This window comes from Acinetobacter sp. NIPH 1852 (genome assembly GCF_022549455.1).
Taxonomy (GTDB): Bacteria; Pseudomonadota; Gammaproteobacteria; order Pseudomonadales; family Moraxellaceae; genus Acinetobacter.
On the sequence record NZ_JAKZGG010000005.1, the window covers coordinates 159,280 to 182,574 of the forward strand.

General features: G+C 41.9%; 20 protein-coding genes and 4 tRNA genes. 5 read left to right on the forward strand and 19 right to left on the reverse strand.

Translation table 11 applies throughout. The features are described 5' to 3' along the window. Positions 1 to 33 precede the first annotated feature (33 nt). Complete coding sequence (locus tag MMO38_RS06095; protein ID WP_005198325.1) at positions 34 to 2,094, reverse strand: choline transporter; 2,061 nt, start codon at positions 2,092 to 2,094, stop codon at positions 34 to 36. A 120-nt stretch (positions 2,095 to 2,214) separates the two neighbouring features. After that, a complete protein-coding gene (locus tag MMO38_RS06100; RefSeq protein WP_241322924.1) occupies positions 2,215 to 3,813 on the reverse strand; it encodes a BCCT family transporter in 1,599 nt (532 codons plus the stop codon). Between the two features lie 200 nt (positions 3,814 to 4,013). Between MMO38_RS06100 and betI the strand changes: the two genes are divergently transcribed. The 4 genes from betI (at position 4,014) to MMO38_RS06120 (ending at position 8,731) form a co-directional block, all read left to right on the forward strand. Beyond that, the gene (gene betI, locus MMO38_RS06105) at positions 4,014 to 4,637 is read left to right on the forward strand and encodes a transcriptional regulator BetI (protein ID WP_241322925.1); all 624 of its coding nucleotides are present in this window, start codon (positions 4,014 to 4,016) and stop codon (positions 4,635 to 4,637) included. Beyond that, positions 4,630 to 6,102, forward strand: a complete 1,473-nt coding sequence (betB, locus tag MMO38_RS06110; RefSeq protein WP_241322926.1) for a betaine-aldehyde dehydrogenase — start codon at positions 4,630 to 4,632, stop codon at positions 6,100 to 6,102. The genes betI and betB overlap by 8 nt, the downstream gene beginning before the upstream one ends. A gap of 78 nt (positions 6,103 to 6,180) precedes the next feature. Beyond that, a complete protein-coding gene (gene betA / locus MMO38_RS06115) occupies positions 6,181 to 7,875 on the forward strand; it encodes a choline dehydrogenase (RefSeq protein ID WP_241322927.1) in 1,695 nt (564 codons plus the stop codon). A 64-nt stretch (positions 7,876 to 7,939) separates the two neighbouring features. Then, positions 7,940 to 8,731, forward strand: a complete 792-nt coding sequence (locus MMO38_RS06120; RefSeq protein WP_241322928.1) for a TorF family putative porin — start codon at positions 7,940 to 7,942, stop codon at positions 8,729 to 8,731. Positions 8,732 to 8,848: 117 nt separating this feature from the next. Here the strand turns inward: MMO38_RS06120 and MMO38_RS06125 are convergent, their stop codons facing one another. The 17 genes from MMO38_RS06125 to rpe form a co-directional block, all read right to left on the reverse strand. Continuing rightward, positions 8,849 to 10,024: a zinc-binding dehydrogenase gene (locus tag MMO38_RS06125; RefSeq protein WP_241322929.1), complete on the reverse strand. Its 1,176-nt coding sequence runs from the start codon at positions 10,022 to 10,024 to the stop codon at positions 8,849 to 8,851. 350 nt (positions 10,025 to 10,374) lie between these two features. After that, positions 10,375 to 11,979, reverse strand: coding sequence for a choline dehydrogenase (locus MMO38_RS06130; protein WP_241322930.1), 1,605 nt, complete (start codon positions 11,977 to 11,979; stop codon positions 10,375 to 10,377). A 288-nt stretch (positions 11,980 to 12,267) separates the two neighbouring features. Continuing rightward, positions 12,268 to 12,735, reverse strand: a complete 468-nt coding sequence (locus MMO38_RS06135) for a DMT family transporter (protein WP_005198340.1) — start codon at positions 12,733 to 12,735, stop codon at positions 12,268 to 12,270. 322 nt (positions 12,736 to 13,057) lie between these two features. Continuing rightward, positions 13,058 to 13,134 (reverse strand) — tRNA-Pro (locus MMO38_RS06140). 18 nt (positions 13,135 to 13,152) lie between these two features. Then, a tRNA-His gene (locus MMO38_RS06145) sits at positions 13,153 to 13,228 on the reverse strand. A gap of 38 nt (positions 13,229 to 13,266) precedes the next feature. Further along, a tRNA-Arg gene (locus MMO38_RS06150) sits at positions 13,267 to 13,343 on the reverse strand. A 70-nt stretch (positions 13,344 to 13,413) separates the two neighbouring features. After that, positions 13,414 to 13,490: transfer RNA gene (locus tag MMO38_RS06155), tRNA-Pro, on the reverse strand. 132 nt (positions 13,491 to 13,622) lie between these two features. Then, positions 13,623 to 14,687 (reverse strand): quinolinate synthase NadA, encoded by a 1,065-nt coding sequence (nadA, locus tag MMO38_RS06160; protein ID WP_004669832.1) that lies wholly within the window; start codon positions 14,685 to 14,687, stop codon positions 13,623 to 13,625. A gap of 139 nt (positions 14,688 to 14,826) precedes the next feature. Further along, the gene (gene argJ / locus MMO38_RS06165; protein ID WP_241322931.1) at positions 14,827 to 16,059 is read right to left on the reverse strand and encodes a bifunctional glutamate N-acetyltransferase/amino-acid acetyltransferase ArgJ; all 1,233 of its coding nucleotides are present in this window, start codon (positions 16,057 to 16,059) and stop codon (positions 14,827 to 14,829) included. Between the two features lie 348 nt (positions 16,060 to 16,407). Continuing rightward, positions 16,408 to 16,896: a methylated-DNA--[protein]-cysteine S-methyltransferase gene (locus MMO38_RS06170; protein WP_241322932.1), complete on the reverse strand. Its 489-nt coding sequence runs from the start codon at positions 16,894 to 16,896 to the stop codon at positions 16,408 to 16,410. 67 nt (positions 16,897 to 16,963) lie between these two features. Then, on the reverse strand, positions 16,964 to 17,281 hold the full coding sequence (locus tag MMO38_RS06175; RefSeq protein ID WP_005198346.1) for a multidrug efflux SMR transporter: 318 nt from the start codon (positions 17,279 to 17,281) through the stop codon (positions 16,964 to 16,966). A 159-nt stretch (positions 17,282 to 17,440) separates the two neighbouring features. After that, positions 17,441 to 17,983 carry a hypothetical protein gene (locus tag MMO38_RS06180; protein ID WP_004669828.1) on the reverse strand — a complete coding sequence of 181 codons (543 nt, stop codon included), beginning with the start codon at positions 17,981 to 17,983 and terminating at the stop codon, positions 17,441 to 17,443. A 1-nt stretch (position 17,984) separates the two neighbouring features. Beyond that, positions 17,985 to 18,488, reverse strand: a complete 504-nt coding sequence (locus MMO38_RS06185) for a cobalt transporter (protein ID WP_241322933.1) — start codon at positions 18,486 to 18,488, stop codon at positions 17,985 to 17,987. An 82-nt stretch (positions 18,489 to 18,570) separates the two neighbouring features. Continuing rightward, complete coding sequence (locus MMO38_RS06190) at positions 18,571 to 19,461, reverse strand: copper resistance protein B (RefSeq protein ID WP_241322934.1); 891 nt, start codon at positions 19,459 to 19,461, stop codon at positions 18,571 to 18,573. Next, positions 19,448 to 21,262: a copper resistance system multicopper oxidase gene (locus MMO38_RS06195; RefSeq protein WP_241322935.1), complete on the reverse strand. Its 1,815-nt coding sequence runs from the start codon at positions 21,260 to 21,262 to the stop codon at positions 19,448 to 19,450. Before MMO38_RS06195 ends, MMO38_RS06190 begins: the two co-directional genes overlap by 14 nt. A 101-nt stretch (positions 21,263 to 21,363) precedes the next feature. Continuing rightward, entirely contained in the window at positions 21,364 to 21,789 is a 426-nt protein-coding gene (locus MMO38_RS06200; RefSeq protein ID WP_241322936.1) for a hypothetical protein, read from the reverse strand. 357 nt (positions 21,790 to 22,146) lie between these two features. After that, positions 22,147 to 22,833 (reverse strand): ribulose-phosphate 3-epimerase, encoded by a 687-nt coding sequence (rpe, locus tag MMO38_RS06205; protein WP_241322937.1) that lies wholly within the window; start codon positions 22,831 to 22,833, stop codon positions 22,147 to 22,149. 182 nt (positions 22,834 to 23,015) lie between these two features. Between rpe and MMO38_RS06210 the strand changes: the two genes are divergently transcribed. Further along, positions 23,016 to 23,291, forward strand: coding sequence for a DUF2218 domain-containing protein (locus MMO38_RS06210; RefSeq protein ID WP_004669822.1), 276 nt, complete (start codon positions 23,016 to 23,018; stop codon positions 23,289 to 23,291). Positions 23,292 to 23,295: the final 4 nt, after the last annotated feature.

A 23,295-nucleotide genomic window follows, 5' to 3' on the forward strand; every position in this document is an offset into this window, starting at 1 on the left:
ACAAAATTTGTGAGGTTTTCTTTATTACAATGACTAATCCTGTGAATCAGGGTACAAAAGGCGATTCCCCGGACCAATACGATTCATATGCAAGAAAGACATATGCCGCTCATATTTATCCAAAATATCATTAATTACCTGTTCTTTGGTATAGCCAGCCAAATCATTATCCTGAGAGCCCTCGTATAAGAAGGTCTCTAAACGATAGTAGAATTGTTTACCACGTTTACCGCGCTCACTAAAGTTTGGTGCTGTATAACGCACAGGCCAGATTTGGTAGACGAAATTATGTTCCTCTTCCAAATAAATCGTGAGATCAAGATGATACAGCGCATCGTTTTCTTCTAGCGGTGTACTGGTCACATCAACCTGCATCCCCTGCTTAATCAGTTCATCTGCAACTGTTTTCACCGCAGGATGACACACCGTATCTAACATATGCTGCGTTTCGGTTGTCCCCGGATGCTTCATCACACGCCGTAAACGCTGCTTCCAGTTCAGAATATCAACATTACCCACCACAGGCGCAGCATTGAGACTACGACTGGCGTTGCGATAGTCTTCTAAGCGTAAAGATTTATATAATCCCGCCATCACCAACAGCATCACAAAACTAAAAGGTAGCCCCATAATCACTGTGGCGCTTTGTAAAGCAGTAATGCCGTTTGCCATCAACATCGCAAGGGTCAGTAAACCAATAGCAACCGCCCAAAAGACACGCAGCCAACGTGGTGCATCATTGTCAATATTGGAAAATTTGGTGGTGAAGTTACCCAACACCAATGCGCCAGAATCGGCAGAGGTCACATAAAATAGCAAGCCTGTAATCGTGGCAATCCCAGCGACAAATGCAAACCATGGATATTGTGCCAATAGGTCATAGAAACCATGTGCAGGATCAGTGAGAACCGTTTGTGCTAATGCCGTATTGCCATCAAAAATGACATTGTATAAGGCACTATTTCCAAAGATAGATAACCAAGTAATAGTGAACAGTAAAGGAATAATTAAAGTGCCACAGACAAACTCACGAATGGTTCGCCCACGAGAAATACGCGCTAAAAATAGCCCAACAAATGGTGACCAAGCCACCCACCATGCCCAGAAGAAAATGGTCCAACTATTCATCCATTCAGTCGGTTGTTCAAACGCAAAACTATCTAAAGCCAAGCTTGGGAAGCGACTAATATAATCACCAAAGTTTTGTACCAAAGCATTGAGTAAGAATTCGGTATTACCCAAAAATAAAACAAATAACATTAAGCCAATCGCGACATAAATGTTAATTTCAGATAAAACTTTAATCCCTTTATTGACCCCAGCCGTTACCGAAATAATCGTGACAATGACCGCGAATAAAATTAAACCTGACTGAACCCATAAACCTTCTGGCCAATCAAATAAAACATGCAGACCATAATTGATCTGAACAACAGCGATACCACAGGTCGTTGCAATACCAAAAATCGTTCCGATCACGGCTGCCGTATCGACAGAATGCCCGATCGGACCATCAATTTTGTTGCCAAAAATGGGATATAAAGCAGAACGAATGGTCAGTGGTAAGTTATAACGATAGCTAAAGTAGCCCAAAGCCATGCCCATCAAGGCATACATACCCCAGCCCGTCAAGCCGTAGTGAAATAATGTCCACACCATGCCCTGACGCGCAGCTTCATAGGTTTGTCCCTCACCCACAGGTGGATTCATATAATGAGACAAAGGTTCTGCCACCGAGAAGAACATTAAGTCCGTCCCGATCCCTGCGGCAAATAGCATCGCCGACCAACTCAATAAACTAAATTCAGGTTTTGAGTGTTTTGGTCCTAGCTTGATATCGCCATAACGAGAACAGGCAATAAAGACCACAAAGACTAAATAAAGCGTTGCTGCAAGTAAGTAGTACCAAGTAAATGTAGAACTGACCCAACCCAAAACCGTATTCAATACGTGATTGGCGAAATCATTAAACAAAATCGTGGTTAATGAAAATATTAAAATTATGAGCGCTGAAACATAAAAGACCACACGATTAAGATGGTCTTTTGTTTGAATAGATGAATCATCAACTGCTCTTGGATTATCTGTCACCATACAATCCTCAAGGAATTCGAGAAAAAAAGAAAATATTCATCGTTGTCTTTTCCCTATTTAAGCAATAAAGAAAAGACGCATCTGAATAAAAAAATGAAAAATAAAGGTCATTAACCGAAATTACATATCTTCTGATGGTTTGGTCTGTTGTTGGGATGACTGTGATGTCGTCGTTACAACTTGTAGCTGTTGATCTTGCTTCAATGCTTTGGCTAAACCAAACATATAAAGCAAAATAATTACGGAGAATGGCAATCCACAGAGTACAACAGCACTTTGCATCGCATCAAAGCTACCCGCTAAGAGCAAGCCAATACTGACAATAGTAATCACCACCGACCAAAAGATACGTAACCAAATAGGTGAATCACTCTCATTACTACCCCCTTTCGAAGATAGATTTGCGATCATGAGTGTACCCGAACCCACTGGGGTCAAAAACAAAACGAAACAAATCATAACAACAATCCCAGCAATATAAGGATTGAAAGGCAAATATTCGAGAAATTTAAATAACGATAATGCGGGGTCAGCCAAGACCATTTCCCCTAAAACCTTTTGTTTTTGGTCTAAAATTAAATGAATGGCGGTATTTCCGAAAATCGAAATCCACGCCAAAGTAAAACCAAGCGGAACAAGGCATACCCCTAAAACCACTTCACGAATGGTGCGCCCTTTGGAAATACGCGCGATGAACATGCCAACAAATGGCGCCCAAGCAATCCACCATGCCCAGTAAAATACCGTCCATGAACCCAACCATGTATTTGCTTGCTGATCGTACAAATACATATCAAAACTTTTGGCAATAAACTGGCTCAGATAATCCCCTACGTTTTGCACTAAACCATTGAGTAGATGATTAGTCGGTCCTGTTAAAAACACAAATAACAACAACACATACAATAAGCGCAGATTAATACGCGACAGCCAAGCCAAGCCTTTTTCAATCCCGATCACCGTGGTGATCGTTGCCACAAACATCATCAACAACACCACTGCTATCAGCGTTGTATGATTATTAGGGATGTCAGGTACGAGATAAACAAGGCCAGAGACGAGGACTAATGCGCCAATCCCTAAGTTGGTGACCAATGAAATAACCGTGGCTAAAATACCAAATCCATCGACAAAATCCCCGACCCAGCCATAAATCCGCTCACCAAAGATAGGATAAAGGGCTGAACGCAATGCCAAAGGCAAATCTAAACGGAAAGCAAAATAACCCAGCGTCACACCGATCAAGGCATACAGCACCCAACCATGAATACCCCAATGTAAAAAGCTATACATCATGGCATCTCGCGCCGCCTGAACCGTGCCGCCCTCACCTTCAGGTGGTCTTAGGAAATGATCAACAGGTTCAGCAACACCGTAATACAGCAATGCAATGCCAATACCCGCTGAAAATAGCATCGACACCCAAGCCATATAACCAAACTCAGGTTTATCGTGATCTTTTCCCAGTGGAATCTGCCCAACCCGCGAAAAAGCCAACCATGCAACAAAGCCTAAACAAGCAACGATGACCAACATGTAATACCAGCCAAACAATTGGTTGACTTGCTCTTGCACATAGGTGAGCCAAAACTGACTTTGTTCTGGAAACAGCACAAACAATAGGCCGAAAATGCCAATACTGATTGCCGAGCTCCAAAAAACAAATAAATTTAATCGAACGCGTTCGGATGTAAATCCAGCATTACTTTTTGACACCATGTGGTTGCTCCTTGCAATCGGTGTGTTCTTATTACTTTAAATCTTGACCAACCAATCAAAAATTCATTGATTTTTACAGATCATACTTTTTATTGATTGAACGTTCAATCAATAAAAAGTATGATAAAAAAATGTTATGATGTTCAACATTGAGAAATGTTAAATAAAAAGTACCTGAATCGGGCTTTCAATGGATCAACATGACAAAACGTAGAGTAAAACCTGAGCACGTGCGACGCGAAGAAATTATCAGCGCCGCATTCAACGTGATTTATGAAGTGGGGTTATCCAACACCACCATTGCACAAATCGCAAAAAAAGCTGAAGTATCAACGGGTATTGTGAGTCATTATTTTGGTGACAAACAAGGACTCATCAATACTTGTATGCAGGAAATGCTTAACGTTTTACGTCAGAAAACAGATCAATATAAAGTTGAAGCTGATTCACATCCAGAAAGCCAGATTAAGGCCATTATTGATTCCAACTTTGATATTAGTCAGGTCAATAAACAAGCCATGCGTGTTTGGTTGGACTTTTGGTCTGCAAGCATGCACCTACCCGAACTTGGTCGTTTGCAACGCATTAATGATCAACGCCTGTATTCGAACTTGAAATTTTATTTTCTCAAGTTGCTCGATAAAGAACAGGCCAGCATTGCTGCTCGCGGATTAGCGGCATTGATTGACGGATTATGGCTACGCGGCAGTTTAAGCAGTCACGACGAGTTTGACAGCCAACTTGCCCGTTCGATTGCTTATGACTATGTCAAAACGCAATTACAATTTGCGAAAAAACCTTTGCAGGAGAAACAGAATGAGTGATGCACACGTTCACCAATTATATATCCACGGACGCTACGTTGAAGCAACCAGTGGTAAGACATTTGATAGTATTAACCCTGCCAATGGTGAAGTGATCGCAACACTTCAACAAGCCTCACAACAAGATATTGAAGCCGCCGTTCATAGCGCACAACAAGGACAAAAAGTCTGGGCAGCCATGACCGCGATGGAGCGTTCTCGTATTTTACGCCGTGCAGTTGACATTTTACGTGAACGTAATGACGAGCTGGCACAACTTGAAACGCTCGATACAGGTAAAGCCTATAGCGAAACATCGACTGTTGATATTGTCACAGGTGCCGATGTACTTGAATACTACGCTGGTCTTGCCCCTGCGATTCAAGGTGAACAAGTCCCGCTTCGTGAATCAAGCTTTTTCTATACCCGTCGTGAACCACTCGGTGTCGTTGCTGGTATTGGCGCTTGGAACTACCCAATTCAAATTGCTTTATGGAAATCTGCCCCTGCACTTGCAGCAGGCAATGCCATGATTTTCAAACCAAGCGAAACCACTCCCCTAACCGCATTCAAACTTGCAGAAATTTATACCGAAGCAGGTCTTCCTAACGGTGTATTTAACGTTGTACAAGGTGCTGGTAGTGAAATTGGACAATGGTTAACTGAACACCCTGTCATTGAAAAAATTTCATTTACTGGTGGTGTCGAAACTGGCAAAAAAGTCATGGCCAGTGCCGCAGGCTCTACCCTTAAAGAAGTCACCATGGAACTGGGTGGTAAATCACCACTGATTATTTGTGCCGATGCAAATATCGACCGTGCCGCAGATATTGCGGTGATGGCAAACTTCTTTAGTTCGGGTCAAGTTTGTACCAATGGTACCCGTGTCTTTGTACCAAAAGCCCTGTTAGCTGATTTTGAAGCGGCTATCGTCGAACGCGTAAAACGTATTCGTATCGGTGACCCGATGAATGCTGAAACCAATTTTGGTCCGCTGACCAGCTTTCCACATATGGACAAAGTGCTCTCTTATATCAATGCAGGCAAGCAGCAAGGCGCTAAGCTATTGATTGGTGGCGAACGTGTCCTCGATGGCGATTTTGCACAAGGTGCTTACGTTCAACCTACCGTTTTTAGCGACTGTACCGATGATATGCGGATTGTACAGGACGAAATTTTTGGGCCAGTCATGAGTATTCTCAGTTATACCACTGAAGAAGAAGTGATTCGTCGTGCCAACAATACCACCTTTGGTTTAGCCGCTGGCATCGTGACTCAAGATATCAGCAGAGCGCATCGTATGATTCATCAGATCGAAGCGGGTATTTGCTGGATCAATACTTGGGGCGAGTCCCCTGCTGAAATGCCAGTCGGTGGTTATAAACAATCTGGCGTTGGACGTGAAAATGGTTTAACCACTTTGGGCCATTACACCCGTATTAAATCCATTCAAGTTGAGCTTGGTGATTACCAAAGCATTTTCTAAAAAGCATTGCGCTTTATCTTCACTTGATCAACTGAATCACGATGTATTCAGTTGATCATGCAACAATAAAGGCTAATTATGAATAAGCAAGAATTCGATTACATTATCATTGGCGCAGGATCTGCCGGAAATGTTCTCGCAGCACGTCTCACAGAAGACCAAGATGTGACTGTTTTATTATTAGAAGCAGGCGGTCCAGATTATCGTTTAGATTTTCGTACTCAGATGCCAGCAGCTTTGGCTTTTCCTCTACAAGGTCGCCGCTATAACTGGGCCTATTTGACCGACCCAGAACCACACATGAACAATCGCCGTATGGAATGTGGTCGTGGTAAAGGCTTAGGCGGTTCATCCTTAATTAATGGCATGTGCTATATCCGTGGCAATGCGATGGATTTAGACCAATGGGCAACGCACAAAGGTCTTGAAGATTGGACCTACGCAGACTGTTTACCATACTACCAAAAAGCAGAAACCCGTGATATCGGTGGCAATGACTATCACGGCGATCATGGTCCTGTTTCGGTGACCACTCCCAAACAAGGCAATAACGAACTGTTCCACGCGATGATCGAAGCAGGCGTACAAGCAGGCTATCCACGAACCGATGACTTAAATGGCTATCAACAAGAAGGTTTCGGTCCAATGGATCGTACCGTAACACCTCAAGGACGTCGCTCAAGTACAGCACGTGGCTATTTAGATATGGCCAAAGGTCGTCCTAACTTGACCATCGTTACGCATGCCATGACCAACAAAATCTTGTTCAATCAAAAACAAGCCGTTGGCGTGGAATATATCATTGGCACGGATCAAGCCAACATGAAACAAGCACAGGCCAAACGTGAAGTGCTGCTATGCGCAGGGGCAATTGCATCGCCACAAATTTTACAGCGCTCAGGTGTTGGTGAAAGTACCTTCCTCAAATCTATGGACATCGAAGTAGTACAAGATCTTCCTGGTGTAGGTGAAAATCTACAAGACCATTTGGAAATGTACTTGCAATACAAATGTAAGCAACCTGTTTCGCTTTACCCTGCATTGAAATGGTATAACCAACCCGCGATTGGTGCTGAATGGCTGTTCCTTGGCAAAGGCATCGGCGCAAGTAATCAGTTTGAGGCAGGTGGTTTTATCCGCAGTTCAGGTGAGTTTGATTGGCCAAATATCCAATACCATTTCTTGCCTGTGGCGATTAACTACAACGGCAGTAATGCAGTGAAAGAACATGGTTTTCAAGCCCATGTTGGTTCGATGCGCTCGCCATCCCGTGGTCGGATTAAACTAAAATCTAAAGACCCGTTTGAGCATCCAAGTATTTTGTTCAACTACATGTCAGCAGAACAAGATTGGCGTGAATTCCGCGATGGTATCCGTATTACCCGCGAAATTATGCACCAACCCGCACTTGATCCATATCGTGGCGAAGAAATCAGTCCCGGAAAACACGTGCAAACTGATGCAGAACTGGATGACTTTATCCGTAACCATGCTGAAACGGCCTACCACCCATCATGTAGTTGCAAAATGGGCGAAGACGAGATGGCCGTGGTTGATGGACAAGGTCGTGTTCATGGCGTGCAAGGCTTACGTGTCATTGATGCCTCGATTATGCCGTTGATCATCACAGGTAATTTAAATGCCACCACCATTATGATGGCAGAGAAAATTGCCGATCAAATTCGTGGACAAAAGCTACCACGTTCGCAAGCGTCTTATTACAAAGCAGGCTCAACGCCTATCCGCCAGAGTCCTTTACGTCCATTTGCATAACCTAGTCCAGTTATGTTCAGCGCCTTAGCGATCTAAGGTGCTGCCAACCATTAGGAAAATTCAAATGAAAAGAATTTTATTCACAATCCCTTTCGGCTTTTTTTTACACACGGCTCATGCAACCGAGTCAACAACTGAAACAGTATCACCGTTTAGTGCCAATCTCACCGTTGCAAGCCAATATGTATCACGCGGCTTTCAACAAACATGGGGCAAACCCTCCCTACAAGGCGGTCTTGATTATGCACATCCCAATGGCTTGTTCGTGGGTACGTGGGCATCAACGGTAAGTGATCATTTTATCCGTGATGCTTCTGTAGAGTGGGATGTTTATACGGGTTATTCTCGCAGCTTTGGCGACCTTTCTCTCGGTGTCACTGTCGCTTACTATTTTTATCCAGGTGCAGAAACCACAGCGGAAACAGGTAATACCAGTTTTGACTATGGTGAAATTATTCCAGAGATTGCTTATGGACCCGTCACCGTCAAATATGCAGTGACTTATACCCAAGATTATTTTGGTAATAACTCAAAGACTTTAGGTGTCGGCAATGATCAACACTCACGAGGATCAGGCTATTTAGATGTCAACTGGCATCAACCGTTAGGTCAAGGCTGGTCTGCCGATGCACATTATGGCAATCAACGTATTAAAAACTTTTCGGCCGCAAGCTTTCAAGATGCCAGTTTCTCAGTCAATAAAGAACTGCCTTATGATCTTGCTGCTAGCCTCATGTATAGCAAAGCATGGGACAAAGAGGATTATTACAAAGAATATAGTAATGGCAATCCAAATGCCCGAATCTCAAACCCGATTGATTCGACTGTGACATTCTCCCTCACCAAAAGTTTTTAAGTAGTCAATTTAACTAAATTCCAATATCTGCTGAGACAGAGATTGCTTAGGCTATTTTAGTCACTTAAAACAAAACAGCTGCTATTTCCAAAAATAGCAGCTTTTTTTGAATTTCTTTTAAGCTTTAATCAACTGAATATCCGATCCTGCTCGTTTTGGATCAATCAAGATTTTTGCATGTTGTTCTGGATCACGTAATGCATCAAAGGCATTGCTTACCCCTTCCAAGCCCACCACACCTGTAATCAGTGGTGAAACATCAATTTTTCCTTCAGCAATCATATGCAAGGTGTCACGGAACTCCAGTGGCGTATAACCCAGCACATACTGGATTTCGAGTTCTTTATTGATTGCCAAAGCTGGTTCGATCTTATCGCTTTGCATACAAACACCAACCCCCACAATACGTGAGAACAGTGGTGCACCCTCCAATATCTGCTGCATGATACCTGCCACACCAACACACTCAAAAATCACTGGGCGCTTCGGTAACAAACCGAGTTTGTCACCCACACGCATTGCATTGACCCATGGCAATGAGAAAGTCTGAACTTTATCAAAAATGCCCATCCCCATATTAATTGCTTCAGAGACATTACCCAGCAAACCAAGCTCTTTCCAACTGCTAAATGGAGATTGTTGTTTAGGATCAATCAATATATCTGCACCGCATTGCTCAGCCAACTTACGGCGATTTGGTGAAAAATCACTGGCAACCACGGTTTTTACACCCATTGCTTTGAGCATAATAATCACACCTAAACCAACTGGACCACAACCGATTACCATTGCTGGCTCATTTTTCTTAATTCGGCTACGACGCACGGCGTGTAAGGCAACAGCCATAGGCTCAGTAAGCGCAGCACGATCCGCATCTAAACCATTGGGAACTTCAAACATCAAACTAGATTGAACTAAAACTTGTTCTGCATAACCGCCTGATGCACTTGGTGAAAGGCCTGTTGGTACATAACCTTGTGGATCAACATTGAGCAATGGCATGGCACAAACCAAAGTGTCTGCTTTTAATTTACGGCGTGTTTTTGGACCATAATCTAAAACCTTGCCACAGAACTCGTGTCCCAATATAAATTGATCTGAGGATTTGGCTACACCATTAAAGCCAACTCGCGCCGCTAAATCATGCATGTGATCACAGTGATGTTGCATATGTAAATCAGAACCACAAATGCCACAACGTACCACTTCAAGTAATACTTGCCCTTTCGCTGGGACTAATTGGAGACTGTCTTCCAGCTTTAACTCAGCGTTATGACAAATTAGAGACTTCATAGGTTGCTTTCCTTATTTTTTTAATGCATTTGTTCGCTTTTCAGATTTTTGATCTACTGAAACAGTATAGCCAACAAAATCTTGCTTAATCTTGACAAACTGCATTGTCAAAATCTATGGCTTAAATATCAATATCTCTATCAAATCAGGTCAGCAAGAAAAGTGTTGTCTCACAGTTATTATTGTTAAACCAATACAAGCTCTCTCTACTACTACTTAAAAATTATAATTTTAGCTTTCCACGTATGTTAGAAACACCACGACACCCTATTGAAAATGAAACGGCGTAGGGGCGAATTGCATTCGCCCTCTATAAATAAAAATTCGCCTGATTTTGATGAAAATTGATTTTATTTCCAAGCCTGACGAATCATATCAACTGCTTTTTCAGCAATCATAATCGCGGGTGCATTGGTATTACCATTCACTACTGTTGGCATAATCGACGCATCAATGACTCGAAGTCCTTCTATACCATAGACTTTAAGCTCTGGATCAACCACGGCCATCTCATCCACACCCATTTTACAGCTGCCCACTGGGTGATATACCGTATCGACGCGCTGACGCAAAATCTCTCGAATCTGATCATCAGATTGCACATTGGCAGTAAACATATCTTCTTTAATTTTTTCACTCAAAGCTGGTGCTTGCATCAACTTCTGCGTGACTTTAAATCCATCCACCATATCTTGAAGGTCTTGCTCATCTTCAAGGAATTTAAAATCAATTAATAGCGGATCATCTACATTTTTACCACTCAATTTGACCGAACCACGTGCACGTGGATTGAGCAAACACACATGACAAGAAATACCATGTCCAGCATGCATTGTTCTCGCATGGTTATCCACGATGGCGATCACGAAATGTAATTGCAAATTCGGCTTGTCTAATTCAGGTCGCGTTTTTAAGAAACCACCACATTCAGCATAATTGGTGGTAATCAAACCACGGCGCTCTTTACGATAGCGTCCAATTTGTTTGACTAAATCTAAGCTCCCACCAACAGATAAACCGAATGTCCCGTCCATCAGCTTGGTTTTATAAGCAAAAATAAAGTCGGGATGATCATGTAAGTTCTCACCTACCCCTGCCAAATCTTTTATGACTGGAATACCATGCTTTTCTAGCTCTTGGCGTGGACCTATGCCTGATAGCATCAACACTTGCGGCGATTGAAATGCGCCAGCTGACAACAACACCTCTTTGTTGGCTTTAACGATCGTGGTTTGGCTTTTTTGTTTATACTCTACCCCAATCGCACGACCATTTTCGATAATGATACGGGAGACGGTCGCATGGGTAATCACATGTAAGTTAGGACGTTTACCTAAATAAGGCAATAAATAGCCTCGTGCAGCACTCCAACGTTCACCATTTTTTTGAGTGACTTGATACACGCCTAAACCTTCTTGTTCAGCGCCATTAAAATCATCATTGAGTGGATAGCCAGCCTGTTTTGCCGCTTCAATAAATGTTTGCTGATAAGGATTATCTGAATTCAACTCACTGACATTGAGTGGACCATGCTGCCCATGATATTCATTTTTAATGCTTTCGTTATGTTCTGATTTTTTAAAATATGGCAACACTTCATCATATGACCAGCCGGTATTTCCCAGTGCAGCCCAATGATCATAATCATCACGATGTCCACGGATATACACCATTGCATTAATCGCTGAACTCCCCCCCAAGCATTTACCGCGGGGTTGATAGCCTTTTCGTTGATTCAAACCCTTTTGTGGAATCGTTTCGATTGCCCAGTTATTCAGTTTAGTTGGAATACTAATCACAGCCGCCGCAGGTGTATTCACCAACCAGCTATTTCCATCGCCGCCAGCTTCTAATAAACATACAGAAATGTTTGGATTTTCAGATAACCGCCCAGCCAATACACATCCTGCTGAGCCACCACCAATAATTACAAAATCAAAAGCTGTTTGCGTCATATCTATCTCTATTTTTTCTTTTTAAAAAGTGCATGCATTATGCAGAATATGGTATTTAAATACTGTTGTCGTTGTCTAACTGACTTAAATCATAAAGTGCAAAATAACGTGTTAACAATCAAATCACAATAGCCAAATCCTGCAAGACAGTTGCAATAAATAATCATTCTGATCGAAGGATTAAGCTATCGATACTTTTTCTGATTTTTCATATTTTAAATTTTCGATTTAATGACAAGATATCTGAATCATTTATTCATCGTTTCTCAGCCATACTTACAATATTTTTTAAGCTGTCGAATGTCTATATTCGCTATAGATCATGATCAATCCTCCCATAAAAATAAGTCCCAGACCGAATAATCTAAGACCATCTATTTTTTTAATCTGCATTCCGAGAAAACCGCTACTATCAATTATTGTGGCAAAGATCATTTGACCTAAGAAAATCCAAAGTAATGTATTGGTTGCCCCAATATGTGGAGCAGCTAAGAACATGCACAGGATATAAAGTGATCCTAATAAGCCAGATAGCCACATCCACCATGAGGTTTGTTGGTACAACGGCGGCTTAATACTGCCATCGACAAATAGTGCAATAACCAATGATGCAATCGCCCCACCAACATATAAGAAAAATGTTGATTGTATTTGAGTGGCACCACTTGCTTGACGGAAGGCATTAATCATTGCCAATTGTAGCGGTACGATGAGCCCACCCAAAAGACTAATAAAGACATAGTTTATGTTATGCATGCACTCACTCTCTTTAGAGTTTTTAAAACTGATTTATAGAGTAGGAATGAAATACAATGAGTGATCAACTTTCGATTCATATCTCATATTCTGACCGAGCGAATATTAAGATCACTTTTTAGGTCTGTTATATAACAACAGATATGAAAGATAAAATACTAGCTTGAAATTATGACAAACAAATTCATATTTAAACGTTGGTCATTTAAATGAATCAATCAAAACAGAAGAGACTTCATCAAGAAGCGAGTGAGAGTTGCCTAAAAATTCAGGCACAAAAAAACCGCTCATTTAGCGGATTTCTATTTCATCTTTAAGATGATGGTCGGAACAGTAGGATTCGAACCTACGACCCCCTGGTCCCAAACCAGGTGCGCTACCAGACTGCGCCATGCTCCGATACTCTCTATAAAAGAGTGGGGTGAATGACGGGATTCGAACCCGCGACAACCGGAATCACAATCCGGGGCTCTACCAACTGAGCTACATCCACCATAACATACTTTTGATTCTATGTACCAAGCTACCAAATGGCGCGCCTGACAGGATTCGAACCTGTGACCATCCGCTTAGAAGGCGGATGCTCTATCCAACTGAGCTACAGGCGCATAACCGATGATAAAACTATCATGCGATACTTGGCCGATCCTAAAACAATGTTTTTCAACATGTTTTAATTGGTCGGAGCAGTAGGATTCGAACCTACGACCCCCTGGTCCCAAACCAGGTGCACTACCAGGCTGTGCTATGCTCCGATCTATCTCAGCTTTTATTGTATCGCACATCGTGCGGTACGGTGTGCATTCTAGGCTTGACGTTGCATCACGTCAACACCTAGTTTTAAAAAAAATGATTTTTCCTTATCAAATGTATATTTAACAAACATTTTAACGCTTTAACGACGCGCTAAAGTTCAACATTCGATCTAAAGGTAATTTGGCACGTTCTGCCAATGCTGGATCGACGTGTATTTCTTGATCGCTATGTTGTAACACATGCAAAATACCATCTAACTCATTCATTGCCATCCAAGGACAGTGCGCACATGAACGACATGTTGCACCCTCACCTGCTGTCGGCGCTTCAAATAACTCTTTATCAGGCGCAGCTTGTTGCATTTTATAAAAAATGCCTCGATCTGTTGCCACGATCATTTGTTTCTGCGGCAATGTCTGTGCTGCTTTGATCAATTGCGAGGTACTTCCCACCGCATCCGCAATATCCACAACCGCCTCAGGCGACTCTGGATGGACTAAAACAGCAGCATCGGGATAAAGTGCTTTCATCTGAATAATGCCCCGTGCACGAAACTCCTCATGCACGATACACGCACCATCCCACAACAACATTTCTGCGCCTGTTTTCTTCTGAATATAACGGCCCAAATGTTGGTCAGGTGCCCAAATAATTTTTTCACCTAAACTGTCTAAATGCTCAATAATCTCGACCGCGCAACTTGAAGTTACCACCCAATCCGCACGTGCTTTTACTGCTGCTGAAGTATTGGCATACACCACCACAGTATGATCAGGATGTTGATCGCAAAATGCAGAGAACTCTTCGACTGGACAACCAATATCAAGTGAACAGGTTGCCTCTAAAGTTGGCATCAGCACCGTTTTTTCAGGCGATAAAATTTTTGAGGTTTCGCCCATAAACTTAACCCCAGCAACCACAAGTGTCGTCGCTGGATGGTCACGACCAAAACGTGCCATTTCTAATGAGTCAGAAACACAACCACCAGTAAGTTCGGCAAGCTCTTGTACGTCAGGATCACAGTAATAGTGTGCGACCAATACCGCATTTCTTTTTTTAAGCTCGGCTGCGATTTGAGCAAACTTCTGTTGTTTCACTTCTGGGCTTAGGCTATTGTCCTTTGGCTCGCCCAAACGATCTAAATGCGTCTGCACAATATTTTTGGCGTCGTTCGCAATTAAATTCGCATCATTCATAAAGCGTCTTCTCTATCCTGCGCGCTTGCATCACTGCAAACTGATAACGTGGGTATCTGTTGAGATTTGGGATTAAACACATCCACAAACAAGCGATATAAAAAAAGCCTCACTGTGGAGGCTGCATTATAACGCAAATTTACGAACGATAATCGGCATTAATTTTCACATAGTCGTAAGAAAAGTCACAGGTGTAAACGGTGTCCTGTGCAGTACCTCGTCCAAGATCAATACGAATAGTGATTTCTTTCTCTACCATCACTGCCGCACCTGCTTCTTCGGTATAGTCTGGATTTGCGCCACCATCTAAGCAGATTTGTACATCACCCAACCAAACTTGAACATTACTGCTGTCTAAATTAGGCACACCAGCTTTACCAATTGCCATCACGATGCGCCCCCAGTTTGGATCTGATGCAAATAAAGCCGTTTTGATCAATGGTGACTCAGCGACACTATAGGCAACATCACAACACTCTTGAGTATTTGCCCCACCTTCAACTTGAACGGTAATGAATTTGGTTGCACCTTCACCATCACGTACAATCAGCTGTGCGAGACGATTCATCATCCGAGCAAGTACATCGAGTACCTGTTGATAACGCGGATCATCTTGGCTTTCAATCTCAGCACCACCAGCTAAACCTGTTGCAACAAAAATACAGGAATCATTGGTTGAGGTATCCCCATCAATGGTAATGCGGTTAAATGAATGCTCAACCGTTGTTTTTAGAAGCTGCTCAACCAATGCTTTTGCAATCGGGGCATCTGTGGCAACGAAGCTCAACATCGTCGCCATGTTCGGGCGAATCATACCTGCACCTTTACTAATACCGGTCATAGTATAAGTGATGCCATCGAATTCAAATTGTTCAGACGCGCCTTTTGGTGTGGTATCCGTGGTCATAATCCCTGATGCAGCATCTACCCAATGATCAGTATTTAGATCATTCAACGCAGGTTGAATACCTTGAACCAAACGTTCAATTGGCAACTGCTCACCAATCACACCTGTTGAAAATGGCAAAATCTGATTGCTTTGCACACCTGTCAATTCAGCAAGTTTGGCACAAGTTGCTTCGGCATTTTGATAGCCCACAGTACCTGTTGCGGCATTGGCATTGCCTGTATTAATAATCAAGTAACGTGGCTGCTTTTGTGAAGTGCTTTCAGCCAAATGTTTTTTACTGAGTAAAACTGGCGCAGCCGCAAATGCGCTTTGGGTAAAGACCCCTGCTACATTTGAACCTTCAGCAAATTCAAAAATGACCAGATCTCGTCGGTTTGGATAACGTACATACGCCTCAGTTGAGCCAATTTTTACACCCTGCACCACATGCATAAGTGGCATCGTTACGTCACCAACAGCCATTTTTAAACTTCCATTCATTGAGCTTTAAAGATTTTAGCTTGATATTCAATTAAGAGATCTATCTCATCGGAGTCTTGCCGAACATTCATCCAATTTTAGGATAAGCCTTCGGCTCGACCTACTTTTCTTTCGGGAAAAGTAGGCAAAACCATTTGTCCCCCGCAAAACCTGTTCATTTTTTGCATCTATTTAATTTAAATTATAAATACAATAACTTACATGTTTTTTAAACCACGCAGGTTGCGGGTGACATTTCCGCGTATCAAAAATCTACTAAGGTTTATATATCAAACCTTACCTTAAAAGCTTATGCTAAATAATCAAAAAAATCGAGTTTTTATCAATAAACTAAGCAGATTTACTTTGCTCTAAGTTCAACAAAATCTGCTTCTTATCCAACCCACCTGCAAAACCCACCAATGCCCCACCAGAACCAATCACCCGGTGACACGGCGCAATAATTGAAATTGGATTCTTGCCATTGGCAGCACCGACCGCACGTACTGCTTTCACATTGCCAATCTGAAGCGCAATATCCTTATAACTACGCGTTTCACCATAAGGAATCGTTAGCAAAGCATTCCAAACGTGTTGTTGAAATACGGTACCCTGAAAATCCAAAGGCAAATCAAATTGCTGACGTTGTCCTGCAAAATATTGTTGTAATTGTTGTTTCGCTTTGAGCAGCATCGGATGTTGAGTGTTCTCTAACAACGTTGCCAAGCGTACGCGCTTATGATCTTCATTGTCCCACATCACCGCAACTAAGGCGTGATCATGCGCAACCAGTTTTAATGTACCCACTGGAGAATCCATATACATATAAACCAGTTGCATGAAAAAAATCTCCTTTACGCTACTTCAATCGTAGCTCACCCTCTTTGATAAAGAGGGGGAGTTTGTCTTAATTTGATGAAAGTTTCATCAAAACTAAACCAGATACAATCAGTACCGCTGCGATCATTCGCATAGCCGTCATAGGTTCATTTAATACCATAATACCGATAACAAATGATCCGATTGCACCGATCCCTGTCCAAACGGTATAAGCAGTGCCCAACGGCAAAGTTTTCATTGCTGTCGCAAGTAAACCGAAACTCAAAATCATAAAAACGAGGGTAATCACTGTCGGAGTTAAACGAGTAAAACCCTCTGACAGTTTCATTGAATACGCCCAAATAATTTCGAAAATACCTGCCAAAATTAAAATTGCCCACGCCATTTTTTCTCTCGTGTATAGCAAGGGTTGGGTCGTCCCAACGTGATTCTTTAATGAGAGGTCGTCCTACTCAACCCAATAGTGTAATTTATAATCTTGCAATCATGTGAATTATTATGTATCTAAACGATGCTTATTCAATGGCTTACTTATACCAAACACTCAATACCAAACCACACTATCGACTCGCATCAACTCACATGCCCCACTCCCCGTATCTTCACGTGACAAGGAACTCCTCCAACGCCATCCATCAGGCGCCTGAATTTCTATTAATGCACCTTTCAAATTAACCAAATCATCTTTTTTAATTTTCTTAAGCTGTTCGGCGACCTGTGCGGTTGCAGGCACGATATGCATATTGGCACTTTGTACTGCGATTTCGCGTAACGCAATGGGAGGTTGTGCATCTACACGCCAATAATACCAACGATTTCGTTGTGAAATATCAACATGTTTATAGATATCGGGTTTCGCCATATCGCCCCAACCAACCGCTAAATCAATTGGAGAAAACTCAGCCTCTCGCCCCGAATGATAATCTTTGCGTGAAAGCACACGAAAGGTACCTTCATAAGACTGTAATTCTACGATTTGCACACCCTGTGCAGTAACTTGAGTGAGATTAGGTACAGGTTTAAGCCAATTGGTCCAAACCAGCCAAATCAATGCAAAGCCCATGAGGCCATACATCCATCTCGGCATATTATTTATCCTTTTTGCTTCGCAATGCTTTAATCCATTGTCTACACTTTTCTAAAACCACATATAAAAATTTTTGAGCTGCTTTTAAATAAAATCCTACTCTTTCTTGTTTGTTGCTCGATTCATCAGATTGTGGTGGTTTGAAGTTTGCAAGCTCCAATGGCTCATAATGAGACATTGTTTGCTGTAGTTCTGCACCTAAGTTCAACGCTTGTAATACAGCCGTGACTTCATCAATAGAGTCATCGTGATAAAGGGTTAAATGACGTACTTCTAAATCAATATTGTGTTCTACCAGTATTGCAGCAAAAGGAATCAGTGCTTTTCTGACACGTTGAGCCTCCACAACACTACTCATCTGTGGAATATAATAGTAACTCACGTACATACTGCCATCGGGTGCAATCAACTCTAATTGCGACGCTAACGTATCTTGGGTACGCCCAACCTTTTCAGATTGCTTTGTTCTTTCTGTTATTTGATTGTTTTGTTGTTCTAAAGCCATTGATGCACCATAAATGACTCAAAAAAGATACTGCTAGTATAAACCAACAGTATCTCAAAAATGTTAAAAATTAAGCAAAATATCAGAACTTTAGCGTAACACCAGCACCGTACAATCCACCTTTTTCGTGCTGCGATGCGGTTTGCCATTCCGTCTGCTTTACACCTTTATGATAAGCGTAGGCAACATCTATAAACGGCATTACTTTTTTACTGATTTCATAACGCATTTGTACGCCCGTTTGCAGCTTAGATAGACCTGTTTTACGTGCATATTTAGATTCATCATTCAATACCACATCTGCATTCACATAAGGCTGTGCAATCAACTTTTGGGTGAACAAGAAATCACGGCTACTTTCTAAACTAAGCTGCCAACGCTGATCTTGGCCTGCATATACATACGCATCCGTTTCAAAGAAATAAGGCGCTAAACCATGTAAGCCAAATACCGCACTCCATTGATCTTTATCTTGCTGTTGTTCAGACTGATATTGATACCGCAAACCTGCCTGTATATCCCAAAAATCTGCAATATTACGACTGTACAATACCTTTGCTTCAGTGTCAGCTTGTTCGGATTCAGCCTTTTCTAGATGGGCTTTGATAAAAACTTTATTCTCATCAGTGCCCACCCAAGTTTTCAACTCAGTACTGGCACGTCCTCGTCCGTCATCACCCACAGTCCAAGCACTCTCCAAACTGGTCGCCTGATAAACTTGCCCGCCATGTTCTAGGCGATGATCATGCTGCCCATGTTGAGTAATCTGGACTTGCTGTGTCGGGATGATTGGATGGTGTGAATGATCCATTGATGCAGATGCATTTGATTGCATACTCGATTGTAATTGCATCATTTGATGATCATGGCCTTCATGTGCCGAGGTCAATAGACTGATCGAAGATATGAGACCACCAATAAAAACCAATTGAGTATATCGCTTGATCTCAGAAGATCGCTTAGTGATGTGCATGGCTCTCTCCTTGAGAAGATTGAACAGGGCTGGTTTTTTGCTTAACGTTTTTTGAATCATCGACATTGGCAACAATCAACTTACTCATCATGCCTGCTGACATATGGAATAATAAATGACAATGAATCGCCCACTCGCCCAATTCATCCGCGGTAAGCATAGCAGTGACCGTTTGACCCGGTGGAACCACGATGGTGTGTTTATTGGGCATATTGGCTGCAGTTTGCCCATTTTCTAGTTGCATAAACATGCCATGTAAATGCATCGGATGCGCCATCATGCTTTCATTCACAAACTTCAAGCGAATACGTTCACCATACTGTACTTTCAACGGTTCAAAATCTTTGTCACTAAATTTCTTACCATCGATGGTCCAGATATAACGTTCCATGGTGCCACCTAGACGAATGACCAACTCTCTTTCAGCTGGACGCGTATCAGCTTGCGGTGTTAAGGATTTCAGATCAGCGTACTGTAACGCTTTATGTCCCATAGGCGTTGCTGCATTGGCCCAACCAAATACTGTTTCAAGTTTTGATTTTTCATTACGAGCAGTTGTCTGCTGTTGATGGGCGCTATGATCCATTTGGTCATGAGCATCATGATTCATCTGCGCGTGGGTACTATGATCCATTTTGGCCATATTCATTTGACCGTGCGCACTGTGATCCATTTCAGCCATCTTCATTTGACCATGAGCGCTGTGATCCATCTGAGCATGCGAACCATGCCCCATATCATCCATCGTCAATAATGAACGTGGACGTGGTTTAGGCATTTCAATCGTATGCTGAGTTTGAATTTCATTATGTAACGAAGCGATGGCAAAACCCGAACGATCAATCGATTCAGCTTCGATTTGATAATGTGGCTGTTTTGGCTCAACCAGCACATCATAAGTCTCTGCTGCACCAATACGAAACTCATCGACTGCTACAGGTTGTACTGGCTGACCATCCGCACTCACCACCGTCATTTTTAGATTTGGAATACGTACATCAAAGAATGACATAGCCGAGGCATTGATAAAACGCAAACGAACTTTTTCACCTGTTCTAAATGCCCCCGTCCAGTTCTGTTGTGGTGTTTTTCCATTTACAAGAAAGGTATAGCCTGTGACATCAGACAAATCAGTTTTAAGCATCCGCATCTGATTCCACATCGAACGGTCTTGCCATGTCGCTTTTAGACCCTGCTGTTTGACTTGTTTCCAAACATCGGCAACCGTTTCACGTTGATTCTGATAATACTCCGCAGACTTTTTTAGATTTGCCATGATCTGATCGCTGTCCGTTTCATGAAAATCAGAGAGCATCGCCACATAGTCACGTTGTGCTTTTTCATGTGCCGCAACAGGCTGTTTGCCTTTTGGATAAATCACCAGTGCGCCATACAAACCATCTTGTTCTTGCCCTTTGCTATGCGCGTGATACCAATAGGTTCCATTTTGTCGTACCTTGAAACGATACTCAAAACTGCCATTTGGTTTAATTCCATTGAAACCATTAAACCCGGGGACTCCATCCATCAGACCGGGTAAAAGTAAACCATGCCAATGCAAAGAGGTATCTTGATCCTTTAATTGATTATGGACATGGATGACTGCTTCATCGCCCTCTTCAAACTCTAAAAGCGGTGCAATAAATTTACCATTTACCGTCATTCGTTTGACTGGTTTCCCAGTAATGTTGACCATCTCTTGATTGATATTGAGATGATATTCTTTAATCGCAGCCCAACTATAGGGTGCAAACAATAGGCTCAGACTGGCAACAACGCCAGCGTACATTTTTGAAGACATGATATTTTCCTAATCTAATAAAACTGACTTTAAGCGGTATAAATTTCCACTAGACCCAAGCCAGATATGGCGCAAGGAAAAAGAGGGAAACTTAAAGCAGATCAGGCTTTAGGAGGGCGTAATATCTCTTGCCAATATCCAGCAAGATGTCGGGCTTGATAGTCGGTATTTTTATGCGTATGCAGCTCTAACAACACTAAGGAAGAAAGCTTCAGCGTCTGTTGATCTAACGCAAAGTTTGTCGTTTGACAATGCGTTGGACTATTGCAGTCCTGACAATGCTGACCATCTTGCAGATGTGCTTCATGACATTTTGCTGAAGTCGAAACATCTGTATCGGGCATGTGCATCTGATGATGTTGATCTGCCATGTATAGTTCATGACACGGCATCGTTTGTGTTGTTATATCCGCTTTTTGTTCAAATTGAATCGCTGGAACTGCAGCAGCAACCACACCACTTCCCCCAATGAAAAAAATCATCAGGAATACAAACCACAGTTGTTTGTATTGTTTGCGAAGTTGCACTGAATGTCCTTGGTTTCAATGATGAAAGCTGCTCGATATGTTTAGCATAATTTCTTTCATTGATTTGCACAATCATCTTCATGTTCAAATTGTAATAACTTAATCGTCGTTTAGATTAAAGCTGCTGTTTAATCACACAATTGTGCCCAAAGAACCGCATGAATAAAAATAAAGCAAAATAAACATCTTAGCGCACAAAAAAAGGACAAAAAATTGTCCTTTTTTCATCATTTTGCTGTGGATATAAACAGTTGAAATCATTTTGTTTATTTTAACAACATGTTATCCCCTTGCTTATCAACACGGTTATCCACCTAGTTATAAACAAAGTTATCCACACCCTGTGTTAAAAAAATACTAGACTTCTTTCGCACCAACTTTAGCCAACTCTGCACGCATTTGATCAATCACGGCTTTATAGTCTGGTTGACCAAAAATTGCTGAACCCGCCACAAACATATCTGCACCTGCTTCTGCGATTTCTCGGATGTTGGCTGGACCTACACCACCATCAACTTCTAAACGAATATCACGACCACTCGCATCAATCATTTTACGAGCTTGACGTAGCTTTTCCAGAGTCATTGGAATGAACTTTTGTCCACCAAAACCTGGATTTACGCTCATAATAAGAACTTGATCAACTTTATCTAATACATAATCTAAATAATGTAACGGCGTTGCAGGATTAAACACCAAACCTGCTTTCGCACCACCCGATTTAATCAATTGTAAAGAACGATCAATATGATGGGATGCTTCAGGATGAAAGGTAATAATGTCTGCGCCTGCATCAAGGAAATCACCAATCATACGATCGACAGGTGACACCATCAAATGCACATCAATCGGTGCTTTGATGCCGTATTTTTTTAATGCGGTACAAATATGCGCACCAAAAGTCAGATTCGGTACATAGTGGTTATCCATCACATCAAAATGTACAACGTCTGCACCCGCAGCTAAAACCTTTTCTACATCTTCACCTAAACGTGCAAAATCAGCAGATAAAATCGAAGGAGCAATTAAATACGGCTTGGACATGGATGACCTGGCAAAAACTAAGAAAATGATGGATTAAGTATAACAAATTTACCGTAACTCCGTCTGTTACAAAGTCATCAATACAGCATTGCAAAGTTGCAACAGCACGTTGCAGGAATGCTATTTTCAAATAAAATCAAATTTGCTAAGTTGAAAATCAAGCCACAACAAGACTTAGAGAAATGAATAGCACCACACAAATTACAACCATCGAAGGAAAACGCATTAGCAAACGTTTAGTAAATCACTGGAAACATAAGTTTGAAGTGGCTGAAACGGAAACGCATTCAAAAATCTTTATGCCGACTGCAACCGTGACATTAACACCTCAACAACAACATTTAGACGTCCTTATTGAAAACCAACAAGAAGATGTCGAACGTTTAGAACAAGTGGTGATTGATCATTTAAATCGCATGGCACAGCAAGAATTTACTGCTGAATGGCAACGTAGTTAAAAAG

Coding starts and splice junctions, on each gene's coding strand:
- MMO38_RS06095 (WP_005198325.1), bottom strand. CDS start 2,094: ATGGTGACAGATAATCCAAGAGCAGTTGATGATTCATCTATTCAAACA.
- MMO38_RS06100 (WP_241322924.1), bottom strand. CDS start 3,813: ATGGTGTCAAAAAGTAATGCTGGATTTACATCCGAACGCGTTCGATTA.
- betI (WP_241322925.1), top strand. CDS start 4,014: ATGACAAAACGTAGAGTAAAACCTGAGCACGTGCGACGCGAAGAAATT.
- betB (WP_241322926.1), top strand. CDS start 4,630: ATGAGTGATGCACACGTTCACCAATTATATATCCACGGACGCTACGTT.
- betA (WP_241322927.1), top strand. CDS start 6,181: ATGAATAAGCAAGAATTCGATTACATTATCATTGGCGCAGGATCTGCC.
- MMO38_RS06120 (WP_241322928.1), top strand. CDS start 7,940: ATGAAAAGAATTTTATTCACAATCCCTTTCGGCTTTTTTTTACACACG.
- MMO38_RS06125 (WP_241322929.1), bottom strand. CDS start 10,024: ATGAAGTCTCTAATTTGTCATAACGCTGAGTTAAAGCTGGAAGACAGT.
- MMO38_RS06130 (WP_241322930.1), bottom strand. CDS start 11,979: ATGACGCAAACAGCTTTTGATTTTGTAATTATTGGTGGTGGCTCAGCA.
- MMO38_RS06135 (WP_005198340.1), bottom strand. CDS start 12,735: ATGCATAACATAAACTATGTCTTTATTAGTCTTTTGGGTGGGCTCATC.
- nadA (WP_004669832.1), bottom strand. CDS start 14,687: ATGAATGATGCGAATTTAATTGCGAACGACGCCAAAAATATTGTGCAG.
- argJ (WP_241322931.1), bottom strand. CDS start 16,059: ATGGCTGTTGGTGACGTAACGATGCCACTTATGCATGTGGTGCAGGGT.
- MMO38_RS06170 (WP_241322932.1), bottom strand. CDS start 16,896: ATGCAACTGGTTTATATGTATATGGATTCTCCAGTGGGTACATTAAAA.
- MMO38_RS06175 (WP_005198346.1), bottom strand. CDS start 17,281: ATGGCGTGGGCAATTTTAATTTTGGCAGGTATTTTCGAAATTATTTGG.
- MMO38_RS06180 (WP_004669828.1), bottom strand. CDS start 17,983: ATGCCGAGATGGATGTATGGCCTCATGGGCTTTGCATTGATTTGGCTG.
- MMO38_RS06185 (WP_241322933.1), bottom strand. CDS start 18,488: ATGGCTTTAGAACAACAAAACAATCAAATAACAGAAAGAACAAAGCAA.
- MMO38_RS06190 (WP_241322934.1), bottom strand. CDS start 19,461: ATGCACATCACTAAGCGATCTTCTGAGATCAAGCGATATACTCAATTG.
- MMO38_RS06195 (WP_241322935.1), bottom strand. CDS start 21,262: ATGTCTTCAAAAATGTACGCTGGCGTTGTTGCCAGTCTGAGCCTATTG.
- rpe (WP_241322937.1), bottom strand. CDS start 22,833: ATGTCCAAGCCGTATTTAATTGCTCCTTCGATTTTATCTGCTGATTTT.
- MMO38_RS06210 (WP_004669822.1), top strand. CDS start 23,016: ATGAATAGCACCACACAAATTACAACCATCGAAGGAAAACGCATTAGC.